Origin of the sequence: Nonomuraea sp. NPDC052116 (genome assembly GCF_040680035.1) — a bacterium.
GTDB lineage: Bacteria > Actinomycetota > Actinomycetes > Streptosporangiales > Streptosporangiaceae > Nonomuraea > Nonomuraea angiospora_A.
Genome location: NZ_JBFAWA010000038.1, coordinates 1 through 17,518, shown reverse-complemented (window position 1 = coordinate 17,518; position 17,518 = coordinate 1). Strand labels below are relative to the sequence as shown.

General features: G+C 69.4%; 15 protein-coding genes. 7 read left to right on the top strand and 8 right to left on the bottom strand.

What is annotated here, in order from left to right; genetic code table 11:
- The first annotated feature begins 56 nt into the window (after positions 1 to 56).
- Together AB0L65_RS49195 and AB0L65_RS49190 are read left to right on the top strand one after the other, a co-directional pair.
- Positions 57 to 2,210 carry a DUF6055 domain-containing protein gene (locus tag AB0L65_RS49195; protein WP_364261431.1) on the top strand — a complete coding sequence of 718 codons (2,154 nt, stop codon included), beginning with the start codon at positions 57 to 59 and terminating at the stop codon, positions 2,208 to 2,210.
- Positions 2,211 to 2,232: 22 nt separating this feature from the next.
- Positions 2,233 to 2,778: a GrpB family protein gene (locus tag AB0L65_RS49190; protein ID WP_364261428.1), complete on the top strand. Its 546-nt coding sequence runs from the start codon at positions 2,233 to 2,235 to the stop codon at positions 2,776 to 2,778.
- Position 2,779: 1 nt separating this feature from the next.
- Here the strand turns inward: AB0L65_RS49190 and AB0L65_RS49185 are convergent, their stop codons facing one another.
- From AB0L65_RS49185 to AB0L65_RS49165, 5 genes are all read right to left on the bottom strand, one after another.
- A complete protein-coding gene (locus AB0L65_RS49185; protein ID WP_364261425.1) occupies positions 2,780 to 4,123 on the bottom strand; it encodes an MFS transporter in 1,344 nt (447 codons plus the stop codon).
- Between the two features lie 73 nt (positions 4,124 to 4,196).
- Positions 4,197 to 5,453, bottom strand: a complete 1,257-nt coding sequence (locus AB0L65_RS49180) for a serine hydrolase domain-containing protein (protein WP_364261422.1) — start codon at positions 5,451 to 5,453, stop codon at positions 4,197 to 4,199.
- Between the two features lie 204 nt (positions 5,454 to 5,657).
- On the bottom strand, positions 5,658 to 6,638 hold the full coding sequence (locus tag AB0L65_RS49175) for a hypothetical protein (RefSeq protein ID WP_364261419.1): 981 nt from the start codon (positions 6,636 to 6,638) through the stop codon (positions 5,658 to 5,660).
- Between the two features lie 91 nt (positions 6,639 to 6,729).
- Positions 6,730 to 8,562 (bottom strand): ABC transporter ATP-binding protein, encoded by a 1,833-nt coding sequence (locus tag AB0L65_RS49170; RefSeq protein WP_364261416.1) that lies wholly within the window; start codon positions 8,560 to 8,562, stop codon positions 6,730 to 6,732.
- Positions 8,562 to 10,397 carry an ABC transporter ATP-binding protein gene (locus AB0L65_RS49165; RefSeq protein WP_364261413.1) on the bottom strand — a complete coding sequence of 612 codons (1,836 nt, stop codon included), beginning with the start codon at positions 10,395 to 10,397 and terminating at the stop codon, positions 8,562 to 8,564. The genes AB0L65_RS49170 and AB0L65_RS49165 overlap by 1 nt, the downstream gene beginning before the upstream one ends.
- 174 nt (positions 10,398 to 10,571) lie before the next feature.
- Between AB0L65_RS49165 and AB0L65_RS49160 the strand changes: the two genes are divergently transcribed.
- The 3 genes from AB0L65_RS49160 (at position 10,572) to AB0L65_RS49150 (ending at position 14,678) form a co-directional block, all read left to right on the top strand.
- On the top strand, positions 10,572 to 11,459 hold the full coding sequence (locus AB0L65_RS49160) for an alpha/beta hydrolase (protein ID WP_364261410.1): 888 nt from the start codon (positions 10,572 to 10,574) through the stop codon (positions 11,457 to 11,459).
- Complete coding sequence (locus AB0L65_RS49155) at positions 11,456 to 12,715, top strand: MFS transporter (RefSeq protein WP_364261407.1); 1,260 nt, start codon at positions 11,456 to 11,458, stop codon at positions 12,713 to 12,715. Before AB0L65_RS49160 ends, AB0L65_RS49155 begins: the two co-directional genes overlap by 4 nt.
- Positions 12,716 to 13,115: 400 nt before the next feature.
- Positions 13,116 to 14,678, top strand: a complete 1,563-nt coding sequence (locus AB0L65_RS49150; protein WP_364261404.1) for an ATP-binding protein — start codon at positions 13,116 to 13,118, stop codon at positions 14,676 to 14,678.
- A gap of 89 nt (positions 14,679 to 14,767) precedes the next feature.
- Here AB0L65_RS49150 and AB0L65_RS49145 read toward each other — a convergent pair whose 3' ends face one another.
- On the bottom strand, positions 14,768 to 15,076 hold the full coding sequence (locus tag AB0L65_RS49145; RefSeq protein WP_364261402.1) for a DUF6355 family natural product biosynthesis protein: 309 nt from the start codon (positions 15,074 to 15,076) through the stop codon (positions 14,768 to 14,770).
- A gap of 210 nt (positions 15,077 to 15,286) precedes the next feature.
- Between AB0L65_RS49145 and AB0L65_RS49140 the strand changes: the two genes are divergently transcribed.
- Positions 15,287 to 15,616 (top strand): hypothetical protein, encoded by a 330-nt coding sequence (locus AB0L65_RS49140; RefSeq protein ID WP_364261399.1) that lies wholly within the window; start codon positions 15,287 to 15,289, stop codon positions 15,614 to 15,616.
- Positions 15,600 to 16,289: a hypothetical protein gene (locus tag AB0L65_RS49135; RefSeq protein WP_364261396.1), complete on the top strand. Its 690-nt coding sequence runs from the start codon at positions 15,600 to 15,602 to the stop codon at positions 16,287 to 16,289. Before AB0L65_RS49140 ends, AB0L65_RS49135 begins: the two co-directional genes overlap by 17 nt.
- On the opposite strand, the gene AB0L65_RS49130 is transcribed toward AB0L65_RS49135, so the two are convergent.
- Positions 16,283 to 16,726: a YbaB/EbfC family nucleoid-associated protein gene (locus AB0L65_RS49130; protein ID WP_364261393.1), complete on the bottom strand. Its 444-nt coding sequence runs from the start codon at positions 16,724 to 16,726 to the stop codon at positions 16,283 to 16,285. The two genes, AB0L65_RS49135 and AB0L65_RS49130, sit on opposite strands and share 7 nt — an antisense overlap.
- A 36-nt stretch (positions 16,727 to 16,762) precedes the next feature.
- A complete protein-coding gene (locus AB0L65_RS49125) occupies positions 16,763 to 17,359 on the bottom strand; it encodes a hypothetical protein (RefSeq protein WP_364261390.1) in 597 nt (198 codons plus the stop codon).
- Between the last annotated feature and the right edge of the window lie 159 nt (positions 17,360 to 17,518).

Genomic DNA, 17,518 nt, shown 5'->3' with positions numbered 1-17,518 from the left:
TGACATAACGCGCAGTGTTAGCGCTAACACAAAGAGCGGCTCCCGGAGGTTTCCGAATGAGACGATTGCGGGCGGCGACGGTCGCCCTTCTGATGCTTGTCACCGCGTTCCTCACGACCACCCCGGCGGCCACGGCGGCGGCAAAGGCCGTCTTCATCCCCGCGCGGTGGCAGAGCACGGGCGAGGTGCCGTGGGCCGGCGACCGTACGAAGGAGTCCGCGAACTTCATCTTGTTATGGGGCGACCGATCGGGCACGAACCCCAAGACCGCGCCCTCGCCGTACAACTTCGACCCCGACAACATGCTCAGCCAGCTTGAGACCCTCTACTCCTTCTACGTGAACACCATGAAGTTCACGCCGGAGAGCGGGCTGCTGGCCCAGTATAAGATCATCGTCATCGTCACCAGGACCTGGTCGAACGCGCCGCTCGACGCGTGGGCGACGGGCGGCTCGACCGACGGCAAGGTCGGCGTCATCAACATCGCCCCAGCCGCCGCGCTCCCCGGCTCCTGGGGGCTGGCGCACGAGCTGGGGCACGTGTTCCAGAACTACACGTTCCTCGGCAGGTCCGGCTACGGGTTCACGGACCCGAGCGCGGGCACGTTCTGGGAGACCAGCGCCGAGTTCATGGCCATGCAGGTCTACCCGAAGACGGCGGCGGGCGACCTGACGAGGTTCATCCGCACCGAGAACCTCGCCTACAGCAGCAGCCGGCACCACTACGGCAACTGGATGCTGCTGCAGTACATCAAGGACCGCGACGGCCTGGCGATGTTCAACCGCCTGTGGAACGAGGCCAGGAGCAACGAGCACCCGCTGGAGACCTACCGCCGCATCGCCGGCATCGACCAGGCGGAGCTCAACCGGCGGTTGGGTGAATACGCCCAGCGCAACGTCACGTGGGACTACTCCAACCGCGCCGACTTCATGCCGTTCATCAACAGCCTGTATCCCTTCGTCACGGCCTACAACGGCGTGGAGGCGCAGGCGGTCAACGCGGCGGCCGGGCACTTCCGCGTCTCCGACGCCATCGCCCCCTCCGACTACGGCTACAACAAGATCCGCCTGGTCCCGAGCAGCGACGGCGCGCTCATCCGGATGCGGTTCAGGGGCCACGTCAACTCCGCGGCCGGATCGGGCTGGTCGTACGGGTTCGTCGCGGTGAAGAATGGCACGCCCCGCTACAGCCCGATCTACAACTCCTCGAACGGCGAGGTGACCTTCCAGACCCAGACGGGCGAGAAGGACGTCTACCTCGTGGTCGTCGGCGCCCCGAGCGCCGTGCACAAGTACGCCTTCCTCGACGGCTACCCGAAGAACTACCGCTACCCGTACCAGTTCCGCCTGCAGGGCGCCACGCCGTGGGGCTTCGAGCCCGGTCACGTGAAGCCGGCCGCGCCGGGCGGCGGCCACTGGCACTCCAACGGCGGCGGCTGGGTGGACAACCGCGCCAACGTGGCCGCCACCGCCTACGTCGGCCCCCGGGCCGCCGTGTACGGCAACAGCACGGTCAGCGGCAACGCCCGCATCGAGGACCTGTCCTGGGTCAACAGCGGCGCGACCGTCGGCGGCAACGCCGTGGTGAAGAACAGCGCGCTGGTCCAGGGCGGCGCCAACCTCGGCGGCAGCGTGGTCATCGGCGGCGACGCCGAGCCCGCGACGGCCTGCTCGTCGGGCACGTACCTGATGTTCAACCCCGACCGGCGCTGCGACGGCGGCGGTGGCGAGGCGGACGTCAACCCGTCCCACCCGATCTTCAGCGACGACGACCTCGCCTTCGGCGGCGGAGGCGGCAACCCCACGCCCGTCAACCTGGCCTCGAGCGCGACGCCCTCGGCCTCCTACACCTCGCCCTGGGAGAGCGTCGCGGCCGTCAACGACGGCCTCGTGCCGAGCCCGCGCTGGGGCACCTGGCCGGAGACCGGCACCCAGTGGGCCGAGCTGACCTGGTCCTCGACCCAGACGATCAAGTCGGCCGAGGTCTACTTCTTCGACGACGGCGGCGGCGTGCGCGTGCCCGCCTCGTGGAAGCTGCAGTACTGGAACGGCAGCGCGTACGCGGACGTGCCCGGGGCGAGCGCGTACGGGATCGCGGCCGGGGCCTACAACCCGGTCACCTTCACCGCTGTCAGCACCACCAGGCTGCGGGTCGTGCTGCAGAGCGGCCAGGGCTCGGTCGGGCTCCTGGAGGTCCGCGCCTTCGGCTGAGGCGACCCTGGATAATCGGCGCATGGCAGACCCCGTCGAGATAGCCGACCACGACCCGGCCTGGCAGGAGGAGTTCGCCAGGATCGGTGAGGCCCTGCGCCGGTGGCTCGGCGACGTGGCACCGCGGATCGATCACATCGGATCGACCGCGGTGCCCGGCCTGGCGGCCAAGCCGGTGATCGACGTCCAGGTGTCGGTGCGGTCGTTCGAGCCGCCGGAGGCGTTCAGGTCGCCGCTGGAGAGCCTCGGCCTGGTGTACCGGGCGGACAATCCCGACCTGACCAAGCGCTACTTCCGCGAGGCGCCGGGCGAGCGCCGCACGCATGTGCACGTACGCGTGCTGGGCAGCTTCTCCCAGCAGCTCTCCCTGCTCTTCCGCGACTACCTGCGCGCCCACCCCGGAGCAGCGGCCGAGTACGCGGCGGTCAAGCGGCGTCTCGCGGCCGAGTTCCGGCACGAGCGGCAGCGATACGTCGAGGCGAAGCGGCCGTTCATCTGGGACACGCTTCGCCAGGCCGACGACTGGTCTCAGGTCACCGGCTGGACGCCGGGCCCGAGCGACGCGTGACTCAAGGGCTGGTCCCGGTCTCGGTCCGTACGTCGTCGTACTCGACGGCGTAGTCCTGCTTCGACCGGTCCTTCAAGGCGAACGCCGCAACCACGCTGATCAGCGCACATATCGCCATATAGACGGCTATGGCGAACGAGCTCTGGTACGTCGCGTACAGCCAGACCGCGATCAGCGGCGCGGGCCCGCCCGCCGTCACCGAGGCCAGCTGGTAGCCGAGCGAGGCCCCGCTGTAGCGCAGCCGCCCGGTGAAGCTCTCGGCGATGAACGTGGCCTGCGGGCCGTACTGGATGTCGTGGATGGGCGCCGCCAGCACGATGGCCAGCAGGACCAGCGAGGGGACGCGGGTGTCCAGCAGCGGCCAGTAGACGAACGACCAGACCACCATGGCCGCGGAGCCGATGATGTAGAGCTTGCGGCGCCCCACGATGTCCGAGACGTATCCCCAGAAGGGCACGGTGAACAGCGACACGATCCCGGCGGCGATGACGTACGGGTAGATGTCGCCCGCCTTGAACCCCAGGGTCTTGGTGGCGTACGTGAGGATGAAGACGGTGAAGATGTAGAACGGCGCCTGCTGCCCGGTCCGGAGCAGCGCGCTCAGCACGATCTCCCGCCAGTTCCTGACGATGACCTCGCGTACGGGGACGCGTTCGACCCGGTTCTCCTGGAGGACCTTGGTGAAGACCGGCGTCTCCATGATGCCGAGCCTGATGTAGAGGCCGACGCCGGCCATCACGATGCTGAGCAGGAACGGGATGCGCCAGCCCCAGTCGGGGTCGAGCGGCTGGAACACCTCGAGGGCCAGATAGCCGAGCACGAGCCCGACGGGCACCCCGAACTGCGGCCAGCTCCCCAGGAACCCCCGCCGCCCGCCGCGCGACTTCCCCCACTCGGTAGCCAGCAGCACGGACCCGCCCCACTCACCGCCGACGCTGATGCCCTGCAGCAGCCGCAGCACGGTCAGCAGGATGCCGCCCCAGATGCCGATCTGCTCGTACGTCGGCACCAGCCCGACCAGCGCGGTGGCGATGCCCATGCTCACGAGCGTGATGATGAGCGTGGCCTTGCGGCCGATCCGATCGCCGTAGTGCCCGAAGATCGCCGCCCCGATCGGGCGGGCGGCGAATCCTCCGAAGTAGGTGCCGAGAGACAGGAGCAGACCCGTGGTCGGGTCGCTCTTGGGGAAGAACAGCTCCGCGAAGATCGTGCTGGCGGCGAAGCCGTAGAGGAAGAAGTCGTACCATTCGATCGAGGTCCCCACGGCGGAGGCGATCACCGCCCGGACCAGTTGCCTTCTCGTCTGCTGCTGACCTGTCGCGTCGAGTCGCTGCTCCTCTGGCATCTACCGCTCCTCGGTAGGTCTTACCTTTCCCGCGACGTTACATGACGCAACATTGGCGGTCACGAGGGTGCTTTCAGAAGTATTTGGGAGCCAGGTCCGTGGTGGGCCACGTCTTCACGGTGCCGATCGCCTCGCCGAGGATGGGGTCGATCGCGTCGAAGTCGGGCGTGCCCTCTTCCTCCCTGCGGTTGAAGATCGCGCAGTAGCTGACGCCGTTCTGCACCCGCGCGAGGAAGCTGTACGTGCCGGGCATGCTGCCGGTGTGCCAGGTGTTCAGCCCGCCGGCGTTGTTGTTGCGCGCGTACCAGCCGAGGCCGTACCAGGAGCCGCCGGCGGTCACGCCGGTCTCGGGCTTGGCGAAGATCCGGGAGATCGACGTGGAGTTGAGCACGGGCCCGGCGGCGTCGAAGACGAAGCCCCACTTGACCAGGTCGACGGCCGAGGCGAGCCAGCCGCCGTTCGCGTCCTGGTTGGGCATGTTGAACCCGCCGTAGGGGTACGGCACGACGGCGCCCGACTGGTCCACGACGCTCTTGTTGGTGTACTTCGAGGCGTAGGTCACCTCGGTGGAGAAGGCCTCGGAGCGGAGGCTGCGACCGAGCCTCGGCCGGGTGATCCCGGCGGGGGCGAGGAGCTTCTGCCGCACGTACGACTCGTAGCTCATGCCGGACACCTTCTCGATGATCCGCCCGGCCAGCATGTAGCCGTAGTTGCTGTAGACGAACTTCGTGCCCGGGTCGAAGTCGAGCTTCCTCGCGGTGACGTACTTCATGATGTCGGCGTGGTCGATCGGCAGCGGCGCGTCCAGCGACGCGGAGATCGTGGCGTCGTTCCACAGCGGGTCCTTCGACACGTTCCTGTCCCAGCCACCGAGGTGCTGGAGCAGGCGCCACAGGGTGACGTTCGCCAGCCGGGGGTCCGCCGTGGTGGACAGCCCCAGCACGGTGGCCACCTTGGCGCCCAGGGTCAGCTTGCCGTCCTGGACCAGGCGGACGATCGCGGCCGCCGTGAGGCTCTTGCTGAGGCTCGCCACCCGGAACAGGGACGTCGGCTGCACCCGCACGATGGGGGCGCCCGTCTTGGAGTAGAACCCGTAGCCGCGCGCGAGCAGGATCTTGCCGTTCTTGGCGACCGCGAGCTGGGCGCAGGAGATGTCCCGTTCCGTGATGAACGTCTTCATCGCCTTGTCGAACCCCGCCATCGCGCTCGGCACGACACCGGTGGTCAGCGGTTCGGCCACGGCGGCCGACGCGGGACGCGCCCCGAGCGCGATGGCGGGCACGGCACCCGCGCTCGCCTGGAGGAGCCGTCGGCGGCTGAGTGTGGTCACATTTCCCCCTATTGTCACAAAAGCCTCAAGAGTAGCCTTCGGCGGACCAGGTGGTCAGCGGCGGGCCAAGGTGGTCGGCGGCGCGCTCAGCCGACCGCTGCAACATGGCCGGCAACGCTCAGGCGGCCTCTGCAGCATGGTCGGCAGCGCCCACGTGGCGTCTGCAGCGCCCGGACAGCCGCTGCAGCGCGGTCAGTGGCGTGCTCAGGCGGCCTCTGCGGCGCGGAAGGTCTTGAGCGCCTCGGGGCCGAAGTAGGAGCCGTAGCTGGTGGTGCTGTTGCGCAGCGCGTGGGTGGAGATCTGGTAGCCAGTGCCAGTGATCTTGTTGAAGCTCTGGAACCACGGACCGCCGCTGGACCCCCCGCCCATGTCGCACAGGAACGCGTACTTCATCCCGTACGCCGGGGTCACCGAGGCGCCGCTGCAGTACTGCAGGGTCTGCCCGCCGTTGCCATTGCTCGGGTAGCCGAGCAGCAGGTTGGCCGAGCCGACGGCGCTGGAGTTGAACCTGACGCCCTGGCCGCCCACGGTCTGCACGGCCGTCTTGCCCTTCACCGGCTTGACGACCAGCATGCCGAAGTCGAACGGCGGCTGGTGAGCGCCGTCCTTGTAGTAGCCGGACCAGATGAACATGGTCCGCGCCACGAACTTGCCGTAGGGTGCCGCGCCGTTCTTGTACGCCGGGACGAAGACCAGGTTGGTGCTCCACCGGCCCTCGCCGTCGATCATCGCGTGCCCGACGGTGACGACGACGTCCCCGTCCGCGCTGGTCACGACGTTGCCGGAGGCCACGAAGTCCTTGCCGTTGCCACCGGTGCCGAACACCTTGCCCGCCGTCTTGGCGATGAGGCCGCCGGACTTCCACGTCCGCTGCTTGGCCGCCGAGGTGACGTACGGGGTGACCCACCGATTCGTACCGGCCGACGGGGTGGGCGCGATGTCCACCTGCTCCGGCGCCGCGTACGGCGTCGCACTCCTGGTCGCGCCGCTCCCCGCATCATCGGGGGCGGCAAGCGGCTGGGCGGCCCGCATCCGCTCCGGGGTCCAGTAGTCGTTCCCGGCCGCGAACGTCGTCGGGACCTGACGCGCGAGCGGCGCATCCGCCTCCGGGGGCTCGGCGACGGCGGCGTGGGTACCCAGCCCGAGCATCAAGGTGGTCAAGCCGACGATGGGCAAGGTACGCATGGGGCCTCCGTGACAAGCGTGACGGAGAAGATTTACCACACTTGTCACAAAAATGGACAATCGTCACAGACCACTGCCCCTGCGGCCGAGGTCAGCCGGAGCCGCCGCTCGTCACGGAGACGAAGCCGGAGCCGGCGCGGTAGTTGGGGGACTGGTGGCGGAAGTAGGTGTTGTAGACCTCGCAGTAGCGCCCCCCGCGAGCCAGCAGGGTCGCGTGGTCGCCCTCCTCCACGATCCGCCCATGATCCAGCACGATGATGCGGTCGACGTGCTCGATCGTCGAGAGCCGGTGCGCGATGACGATCGAGGTCCGCCCGGCCAGCACCAGGTCGAGGCCTTCCTGGATCTGGGCCTCGGTCAGCGGGTCGACGCTGGCCGTGGCCTCGTCCAGGACCACGATCGCCGGGTCCTGGATCAGCAGCCGGGCCAGCGCGACGAGCTGCCGCTGCCCCATCGACAGCGCCCGCCCGTGCTCGCCCACGTCCGTCTCCAGCCCGTGGGGCAGGGCCTCGATCCAGTCGCCGCCGCCCACCGCGGCCGCCGCGGCGCGTACCTCGTCGTCGCCCGCCTCCGGCCGCGGATAGCGGATGTTGTCGGCGACCGTGCCGCTGAACAGGAACGGGGCCTGCGGCACCGCGCCGATCTGGCTGCGGTAGGCGCCCAGCTCAAGGGTGCGGATGTCGCGCCCGTCGATCAGCAGGCGGCCTTCCTGGAACTCGTAGAACCGGGTGATCAGCTTGCTGAGCGTCGACTTCCCGGCGCCGGTGTGGCCGACCAGCGCCACGGTCTCCCCGGCCTCGATGCCCAGGTCGAAGTCGCGCAGCACGGGGCTGGCGGCGTCGTACCCGAAGGTGACGCCCTGGAACTCGATGCGCCCGGCCAGCCTGCCCGGCGGCTCGGCGGCGCTCTGCACCACCCGCGGCGGGGCGTCGATCAGGGCGAAGACGCGCTCGGACGCGGACAGCCCCTGCTGGAACTGGGACCAGAACGCGGCGATGGACGTCAGCGGGAACCAGAAGAGCGACACGCCCTGCAGGAACAGGTACCAGTCGCCCGCGGACAGCCCGCCGTCGAGCACCTGCGCGCCGCCCAGCCGGACCAGGCCCACCGTCGCGAGCCCGGCCACCAGGAAGAGCACGGGGAAGATGGTGGAGAAGACGAACCCCTGCCGGAGCGTCACCTGGTAGCTCTGCCGGTTGATCGGCCGGAACTCGTCGTAGACCTGCTGCTCCTGGCGGAAGTTCTTGGCGACCGCGATGCCGCCCATGGTCTCCTGCAGGTTGGCGTTGACCCGGCCGAGCGAGCGCTGCGCCCTGCGCGTGCTGATCCTGGCCAGCCGCCGGAACATCAGCGCCAGGCCCACCACGATCGGCACCACCAGCAGCGTCAGCAGAGCAAGCTCGACGCTGCGCACGAACAGCAGGACCGTGACGAAGCCGACCATCAGCACCTGGCTGATCAGGTCCATCGTCAGCGTGGACACGGTGGCGAAGTCGTCGGTGTCGGACGTCACCCGGCTGACGATCTTGCCGGACGGGGTCTCGTCGTAGAACGACAGGTCGCGCGCCAGCACCGCGTCGAACGCGTCCTCGCGCAGCCGGAGCACCACGTCACCGGTGACCTGCGCGCTGTATTTCTGCCGGATGAAGTTGAACACCCACGAGAGCACCCCGGTGACCAGGATCCCGCCCGTGAGCAGCCAGCCGACCGAGCCGATGGTGCCGTCGGAGACCGCGTCGACGGCCAGGCTGCCCAGCGCCGGCACGGCCGCCTGGCTCGCGGACAGCAGCACGATCATGGTGGCGACCAGGACCATCGACCTCAGCTTGGGCCGGAAGTACGACATGATGCGGCGCAGCAGGGCACGGTCGCTGTAGGTGCGGTCGTAGTCCTCGGCGTCGAGGCCGTCCATGATGAAGCCCATCAGCGCACCCCTCCCTGCTCCGCGGCCAGCACCCCGTCCACGTCGCCGTCACCGTCCAGCTCGACCTCGTCGTAGTGCGCGAAGATCCGGCGGTAGAGCCGGCTACGCGCGATCAGCTCGTCGTGGGTGCCGAAGTCGACCACTTCGCCGCGTCTGAGCAGGAGCACCTTGTCCGCCCAGCGGATCTGCGAGAGCCGGTGGGTGATCAGCAGCGTGGTGCGCCCTTCGAGGATGCGCCCGATCGCCTGCTGGATCCTGTCCTCGGTGGCGGAGTCGATGGCGCTGGTCGAGTCGTCGAGCACGAGGATCGCCGGATCGGTCAGCAGCGCCCGCGCGATGGCCAGCCGCTGCCGCTGCCCGCCGGAGAGCGTGACCCCGCGCTCGCCGATCACGGTCTCGTAGCCGTCGTCCAGCTCGGCGATGAACTCGGCGGCCTGGGCGTCCTCCGCCGCCCGTACCACGGCCTCGTGATCGGCCCGCTGCCCCAGGCTGAAGGCGATGTTCTCGGACACGGACCGCGAGAACAGCACGATGTCCTGCTCGATGGTGGAGATCTGGGACCGCAGCGAGTCGAGGTCCCAGTCGCGCACGTCCACGCCGTCGACGAGGATCCGCCCGGACGTGACGTCGTAGATCCGCGGCACCAGCTTGGTGAGCGTGCTCTTGCCCGACCCGGTCTCCCCGACGATCGCCACCGTCTCCCCTGGCCGCACGGTGAACGTCACCCCGCGCACCGCCGGCTCCTCGTCGTCCTCGTAACCGAACGTCACGTCCTCGAAGACGAGCTCCCCGCCGATCGGCGCGGCGTGCCCCTCGGCCCGCTGCTCGATCTCGCTGTCGGAGGTGACGACGCTCAGGATCCGGCGCGAGGACACGATGCCGATCTGGATCAGGGAGAACGTGAAGATCGACATCTGCGTGGGGAACCCGAGCTGGCCCATGAGCCCCATGAACGCCACCAGCTCGCCGATGGTGATCGCCCCGATGCCCTGGAGGTAGAGGCCGTGCCACAGCGCCCCGGCCATGGCGAACGAGAACAGCAGGGTGGGCAGGTAGCGGGCCTGGACCAGCCCGTTGCGTACGAAGAGGTCGCGGTAGAGCCGCGCGTCGGCGCGGAAGCGCCGCCGCTCCTGCGCCTCCTGCGCGGTCACCTTGATCACCTCGATGCCGCGCACGGCCTGGTTGAGCCCGGCGTTGAGGTCGCCGAACTGCTCGCGCATGCGCGTGGCCACCGGGTTGAGCTGCCGCATGTAGTGCCAGAGCGCCACCGTGAACACGACGGCGAACAACCCGGGCGACAGCAGCAGCCGCGGGTCGATCGCCCCGATGAAGAAGATGGGCACCAGCCCGGTGAGCCCAGAGTCCACGATCAGGTCGAGCCCGGGCGTGATCATGATGGAGAGCTGCCGGATGTCGTTGGCGGCCCGGGCCATCAGATCGCCGACCCGCTGCCGGTTGTGGAAGGTCTGGCTCTTGCCGAGCAGGCTCACGTAGAGCTCGTCGCGCGCGTCGCGCTCAAGGCGCTTGGCCAGCACCTCGCTCGACAGCCTGGCCACGAGGTCGAACAGCCCCCGCGCCAGCACGATCGCCAGCAGCGCGAGCGCGATGAAGCCGAGCGCGTCGAGCGGCTCGCTCTGCCGCCCCAGCACGGCGTCGAAGGCGTCGCCGGTGAACAGCGGCACCATGGCGTTGAGCACCACCATGACCAGCGACCCGCCGAGGAACCCGAGCAGGTGCACCGGATGCCGGCGTAGGTGGGACCAGAGCCAGCGCACCGGGCCGCGCCGGTTGTAGCTCGGGCCGGAGACAGAGAACTCCGAACTGCTGGTGGTCACTGGCAGGCCCTCCCCCGGGCACGAGCACGCGAGTATCGAACCTGCTTTCTATCACCGGGCACCGACAGTTTCCCAGCGCATTTTCACCGGGCCCGGCCGGCGCGCGGACGATCCCAAATGAAAGGTCCGATATCCGCCGTCGTCCCGCCTCCCGATCGGGCCAAGATGAGCGCCATGATCGAACATCCCCCTGGTCAGCCGTACGAGATCCGCGGCGGCCGACGCATCTGGGTCGAGCAGCACGGGGACGGCGACGCCGTGGTGCTGCTCGCCGGACTGGGCCCCGCGGGTTCGCATGTGATCTTCCACCCGCACTTCGACGCCCTGGCGGCGGACCACAGGGTGATCTACGTCGACCTGTTCGGCCGCGGCCGCTCCGGCCGCCCTCGGCACCTCTCCGAGATCACCTTCGCCGACGACGTCGCCGACGTGGCCGCGCTGCTCGAGCAACTGGGCCCCGCCCACCTGTACGGCTTCTCGTACGGCGGGCTGATCGCGCAGGCGATCGCCCTCGACCACCCCGCCGTGGCGCGTACCGTCACCCTGGCCAACACCCTGCACAGCCCCGAGATGTGGCAGCTCAACCATGCCAACATCAACCGTGAGCTGGCCACCCAGCTCCCCGAGGTGTGGGAGCGGATCCAGGAGCTGCGGCTGGACGGGCTGCGCTCCACGGACGAGCCGCTCAGGCGGGAGTTCGCCAAGGCGACGGCCCTGGTCCGCTTCTACGACCCGGCCAACGCCGCCCTGCTGGCCGACGAGCCCGGCGCCAGGAACCAGGAGCTTTATCCGATCTTCTGTGGCGACGACGTCGATTTCGTGATCGGGGGTGAGGTGGCCAGGATCCCCGACTTCCGCCCCCGGCTCAAGGTGATCCGCGTTCCCCTGATGGTGCTGGCCGGCCGCCACGACCGGGCGCTGCACCCGGCGTTGCAGCGCGACTTCCGGCGCTTCGCGCCCCAGGCCCGGTTCCACATGCTGGAGCGCAGCGGCTCGTTCGGCCACGTCGAGGAGACGGAGACCGTCCACTCGCTGCTGCGGGACTTCTGGTGGCAGGCATGACCGTCATGACGGAGACGTCCGGACGTACGGCCCGCCGGAGCTTCGGGCTGCTGTGGGCGGGGCAGTCGTTGTCGCTGTTCGGGGACCAGTTCATGACGCTGGCGTTGCCGCTGCTCGCGGTGACGGTGCTGGGCGCGGCTCCGGCGCAGGCCGCGTTGCTGCCGTTCGCCATGTTCCTGCCCTTCCTGCCGCTCGGCCTGCCGGCCGGCGCCATCGTGGACCGGTTGCCCCGCCGTACCGTCATGCTCGTCTGCGACGGCGTCCAGGTGGTCGCGTTCGGCGCGATCTGGGTGACGGCGGTCGCCGGCGTGCTCACTTTCCCCCTGTTGTTCGCGCTGGTGCTGGTGAGCGGTTGCGCGGTGGTGTTCTTCCAGGTCGCCTACACCTCGTACCTGCCCGGCCTCTTCCCCGACCCCGGCGAGCTGCACACCGGCAACACCCGCCTGGCGCTGTCGGAGTCGACCGCCAAGGCGGTCGGACCGATGGCCGCGGGGCCGGTCATCGGGCTGCTCGGCGTGGCCGGCGCGCTCCTGGCCAACACCGTCAGCTTCGCCGCCTCGCTCGTGGCGCTGGTCGCCATCCGGCACCGCGAGGCGCCGCCCGCCGTCACCGTGCGGGAGCGGGGCTGGGTACGGCGCGACGTGGCGGCCGGGCTCAGGTTCGCGCTCGGGCATCCGGTTCTGGAGCCGGTCCTCGCCTGCGGGACCGTTTACGTGCTGTTCCTCTCCATGGTCGAGACCAGCCTGGTCCTGTACTGCCGCAACGTCCTGGGGCTGTCGCCGCAGTGGATCGGGATCGTGGTGGGCGCCGCCGCGGCCGGCTACCCGATCGGCAACCTCGCCTCGGCCTTCCTCATCAGGCGTCTGGGCAGTCCGCGCGCGCTCATGCTCGCCGCCACCGTGTCGGTGCTGGGCATCGTGGCCATGCCGGCGCTGGGGGCGGCGCACGGCAGCCTGGGAGCCGCCGGCCTGGTCATCGGCAGCATCGTGCACTGCGTGGGCGAGGGCGCGTTCAGCCCCATCTCGCTGACCCTCCGCCAGACCCAGACCCCGCCCGAACTCCTCGGCCGGGTGTCCGCCGTACAGCGGTTCCAGTTGTGGGGCGCGGTCGCGCTCGGCGCCCTGCTCGCCTCCGCGGCCACGGCGCTCGCCGGGCTGGAGTCGACGGTGTGGATCGGCGCGCTCGGCACGATCCTGTGCCTGCCCGCTCTCCTGCGCCGCGGCATCCGCACCGCCGTGCTCGCCCGTACCGCCTGATCGACGCCGCGGCTGTGGGAGCACCCGGGGCAGGTCAGCGCCTGCGTTTCTTGCCGTGACCGGAACGGCGGCCGCGCGCCCCCGGCCGGGGTCCCTCGGCCGGGGTCCCTCGACGAAGCGAAGCGTGTGGGAACGGGAACGGGTACGCAACGGCTCTGCCACCAGCCTGCCCAGCTCGTCCCTGCCGATGGTGGCGGGATGACCGGATTGCGTCACCGCCTCGATGATCTGTGGCCGCGCTCGGACCGTGCTGGATCGTGGTCTGGGTTCCTTGACGACCTGCCGCCGCGCGGGGTGAGGGAAACGGTGCACGAGGATGGGCAATCGGGCGGGCAGCGTGAGATTCGGCTCGTGAGCCAAACCGATCGAATCTGTCACCGCTCGATGCCACACTGTGACGGTGACCAGGCCCAGGTACTTCAACACCACCGGACCGTGCGACCCCCGGCTCCACTACGTGCTGCCGTCGCAGCCCCGGCTGCCGCAGGCGCGCCGGTTGATCGACCTGGATCGCTTCTTCGTGATCCACGCTCCGCGTCAGTCGGGCAAGACGACCGTGCTGCATTCCCTGGAGCATGAGCTCACCAAGGAAGGGGCCGCCGTGGCGGTGATGATGTCCTGCGAGACGGCCTCCGTGACGGGCGACGACTTCGAGGCCGCGGAGCTGATCCTGCTGGACAACCTTCGTTGGAGCAACAACTCGGTGCCCGCCTCCTGGCCTGAGGCCGCTCCGGGTCAACGGCTGGGCGCCGCTCTCCAGGCGTGGACAGAACAGTGCGAGCTCCCGCTCGTGTTGCTCATCGACGAGATCGACGCGCTGTATGGGGAGAGCCTGAAAGCGGTCCTGCGGCAACTACGCATCGGCCACAACGATCGTCCCAGAGGCGTTCCGTTCCCCAACTCCGTGGTGTTGTGCGGGCTGAGGGACGTGCGAGACTACAAGATCGCCTCAGGCGGCGACCCCACCCGGCTCGGCGCGATCAGCCCCTTCAACATCGCGGTCAAATCGCTTCGCCTGGGCGACTTCACCCCGGAGGACGTCAGGGAGCTGTACGGCCAGCACACCGCGGAGACCGGGCAGGAGTTCACCAAGGAAGCCATCACAGCGGCCTTCGAATTCACCCGCGGACAACCGTGGCTGGTCAACGCGCTGGCTTGGGAGATCACCTGGGAGATGCGGGTCCCCCCAGAGGAGCCGATCACTGCCGGTCACATGGAGGAGGCCAAAGAGCGACTCATCCGCGACCGCGCCACCCACCTGGATTCTCTTGTCGCCAAGCTGTACGAACCCGGGGTCAAGCGAGTGCTCGAACCGGTGCTCGCAGGCACGCCGGCCGACCACGACGAAACCTTCGAGGACGACTTCTCCTACGTGCGTGATCTCGGCCTGGCGGCCCGGGGGCGCGTGCTCGAAATCGCCAACCCCATCTACCGCGAGGTCATCCTCCGCGTGCTGGGTAGCCGTGTGGAAGCCATCATCCACGACGATTCACGGTCTTTCGTCCTCCCCGACGGCCGTCTGGACGTGCTCAAGCTGCTGCGCGAGTTCACCGCCTTCTGGAAGCAGCACGGCGAGACCCTGGTCCGTGGCACCGCCTACCACGAGGCCGCGTGCCAGATCATCCTCATGGCCTACCTGCACCGGATCGTCAACGGCGGCGGCTTCCTCGACCGGGAGTATGCCGCGGGCACCGGTCGGCTGGACGTCTACCTGCGCTGGCCGTACGGCGAGCGGCAGGTGCAACGCGAGGCCATGGAGCTCAAGGTGTGGCGGCCCGGCCAGCGGGATCCGGCGGCCGAGGGGCTCGCGCAGCTCGACCGCTATCTGGACCGGCTCGATCTCGACACCGGCTACCTGGTGATCTTCGATCGCCGTCCTGAGGCGTCCCCGATGGAGGAGCGCGTCCGGTTCGACCAGGACCGCACCCCGGCGGGGCGGCAGGTCACCGTTCTGCGGGCGTGAAGGGGTCGCATGGGGCCTGGCCGGTGACACGGCTGACCCGCGCGGGGCCACGGGCCGGCCGTCCCGTGGCCCCGCGTTCATGAAAGGCGTCAGCAGCCGCCCCGGTTGTAGACCCTGAACGTGTTGCTCCACCTGCCGACGTACTTCGACTCTCCCGGTGCCACGCAGAAATAGGTGTTTCCGCCCAGCAGGTAGGTCACGAAGATGTTCTCGCCGGCGCCGGAGCAGTTCTTGTACATGGCCGCGTCGCCGTCCCGGTACAGGCCGCAGGCAGACGCCAGGTGGCTGCGCTCGGGGACGCCGGCGGTCGCCGGGGTCGCGGTGAGCAGCGTGGCGCCGAGGGCCGCGAGGACGGTCAGGAGGGTGACCGGGGACGAGTTCTTGATGGTGACTGGCATGGTTCGGGCTCCTGTTCTGGTTGGTCGACCGCCCTGGATCGCTGCGCGGCGGGGCGTCAGGCTCAGGAAAGCCACCCCGGCCAGGTGTCCAACAGAGGCCCGGACGGACTCGTCCGAAATCGGGCCACGCGCCGGCCAGGCCCGGACAGCATCGGCCAGGTTCCGGCTAGTATGTCCAGCCAAGTAATGGATCACGTACTTGGAGTAATTTTGAGCCAAGACGACGCATCACGTATCCACCGGCTGTCCGCGATCAGAGCGCTGGGCGACGCTCTCGTCGATGACGTCGCGGGCACCTCCCCCGTGTCGCACCTGGCCGAGGTCAGCGACTTCCCCTCGAACATGCGCATGGGCCCCTGGGCCATGGGAGTGCTCGGATGGCCCCTGACCAAAGAACACGACAAGATCGTCGGTTACGCGGAGAGCACGGTCCTCAACACGATCGAAGCCCTGCATGACCATCGGGACCGGCTGCACACGGTCGCCGGCAACATCCAGACCGTGGAGAACAGGAACGAGGCCAATGTCCGGCGGCTTTAAGATCCCCGTCCCCGGCGGGACCCCCGACCCGTTCCAGCCGGGTGACGAGGGCGGCGACCTCAAGCGGATGCAGTACTCCACGCTCGGCATGTACGCGTTCGCCGCCCTGATCTTTCCCGTCTTCGAGCGGGTGGTGGTCGCGTACGGGCTGTCCGTCCCGTCCGACCCGCAGGTGATGCACAGGGCCGCGGACGGCTGGAGCGCCTTCGGAGACGGTGTGTACGCGGCGGGCACGACAGCGCGGGAGCAGCACGACAGCGTGTCCCAGGCCAGCTGGCAGGCGCCGGAGCGGGAGCTCTACGGGCAGCGGGTCGCCGGCTACGCCATGGAGTCGGACACCGCGGCCGACTCCGCCCACAGCCTCTCGTGGATGCTCAGGGTGCTGGCCAACCTCTGGACGCTGTACATCTACCTCCACGTGGGCATCGCCAGCCTGGCCATGGCCACCCTGGCCAAGGCCGTACTCATCGGGCCGGGAAGGGTGTACTACACGTGGGAGGCGCTGTCGCAGGCGATGACCGCCGAGAAGCGGGTCATCGAGCTGCGTAACTTCACGCTCAGGACCGTGCTCGGCCTGGCCCTGAAGTACGGTGCCGCCTGGATGACCGAGCGCACCCTCACGGACGGCCTCAAGCCCCAGTACGCGGCCGGGCGCGCCCAGGACGCTCAGTAGCCGAGCTTCCTCCGCATACGATCCAGCTCACCCATCGCATCACCCATCATCCGGTCGTAGGCCTGCTGCGCCTCCGCGACCTTCGCCCGGGCGGTGTCCGGGTCGCCCAGGGCGCGGTCCAGGCCTCCGCCGAACGCGCCCGCCATGATCGCGGACAGCTGGCGCTGAAGATCGGCATCGGCGTCGTGGATGGCCGCGAGGATCGCCGCGGACATCTCGTGCACGCTCATCCGTTTCGCCCTCGGATCGATGTCCAGCCGGCTCACCCCGCCCTGCGCGGTGCACTCGACCGCGATGAGACCGTCGGCGGCCGTCGCCCGCCCGACCGCCGCCGCGACCCCTTCCTGCGCCGCGGCGAAGTCGGCCACCCGTTTCTCGGAATCCCGCAGGAACGCCTCGGCGTCGATGTTCGCGAAATTACCGAGCGGGTCGTCCACGTGCGGTCCTCCATCCACGTACGTTCGTCCGGATGGTCATAGCACAGCTCCGTTTCGTAGTGATTTCCCGGCGCTCGGGAGTCCGGATCGCGTACCCCTGACGGCACGTCGCTGGAGCACCAGTGCCCAGATCGTGGACAGGAGCGCGAAAGCCCCGAGGGTGGCGAAACCGGCCCCCGCGCTGGTGTGATCGGTGACGGTGGCCACGAGCAGCATGACGACGATGGTCGCGGCGAGCCCGCCGCCGTTGGCGAGGCCGAAGACCCGGCCTATGTCCGTACGACCGGCCCGGGCCATCAGCAGATTCCGCGAGGAGATCCTCGCCTGGCCGAAGACGAACGCGCCCATGGGGACCAGCACGGCCAGTCCGGCGACGCCCAGTTGCCCCTGAGTGACGATGAGCAGGCTGCACGCGAAGAAGCCCGCCACGGCGATGCGCAGATCGGAGTAGCGCTGGGCGAACAGCCGGTATCCGGCGGCGGCGGCGAGGAACCCGAGGCTGCCCAGGGCGTCGATGGCCCCGAAGGTCCCCGCGCCGCGATTGAGCTCGACCAGGACGTACATGGGCAGGAGGGCGTTGAAGACGGTGACCACGACGCTGCCCTGCGCGTACAGCAGGATCAGGCTGCCCATCGGAAGCGGCGGCCGATCCGGACCCGCGGCCTCCACCGGGTCGGGGGGGGGGCCGGCGCCGGCCCGCGGGCGGCCCGCGGGGGGGACGCCCCCGGGGGGAACCGCCGGCGGGGGCGCGGGGTCGGAGGGCAGGGGGGCGGGGGGGCCGGCCCGGGCGGC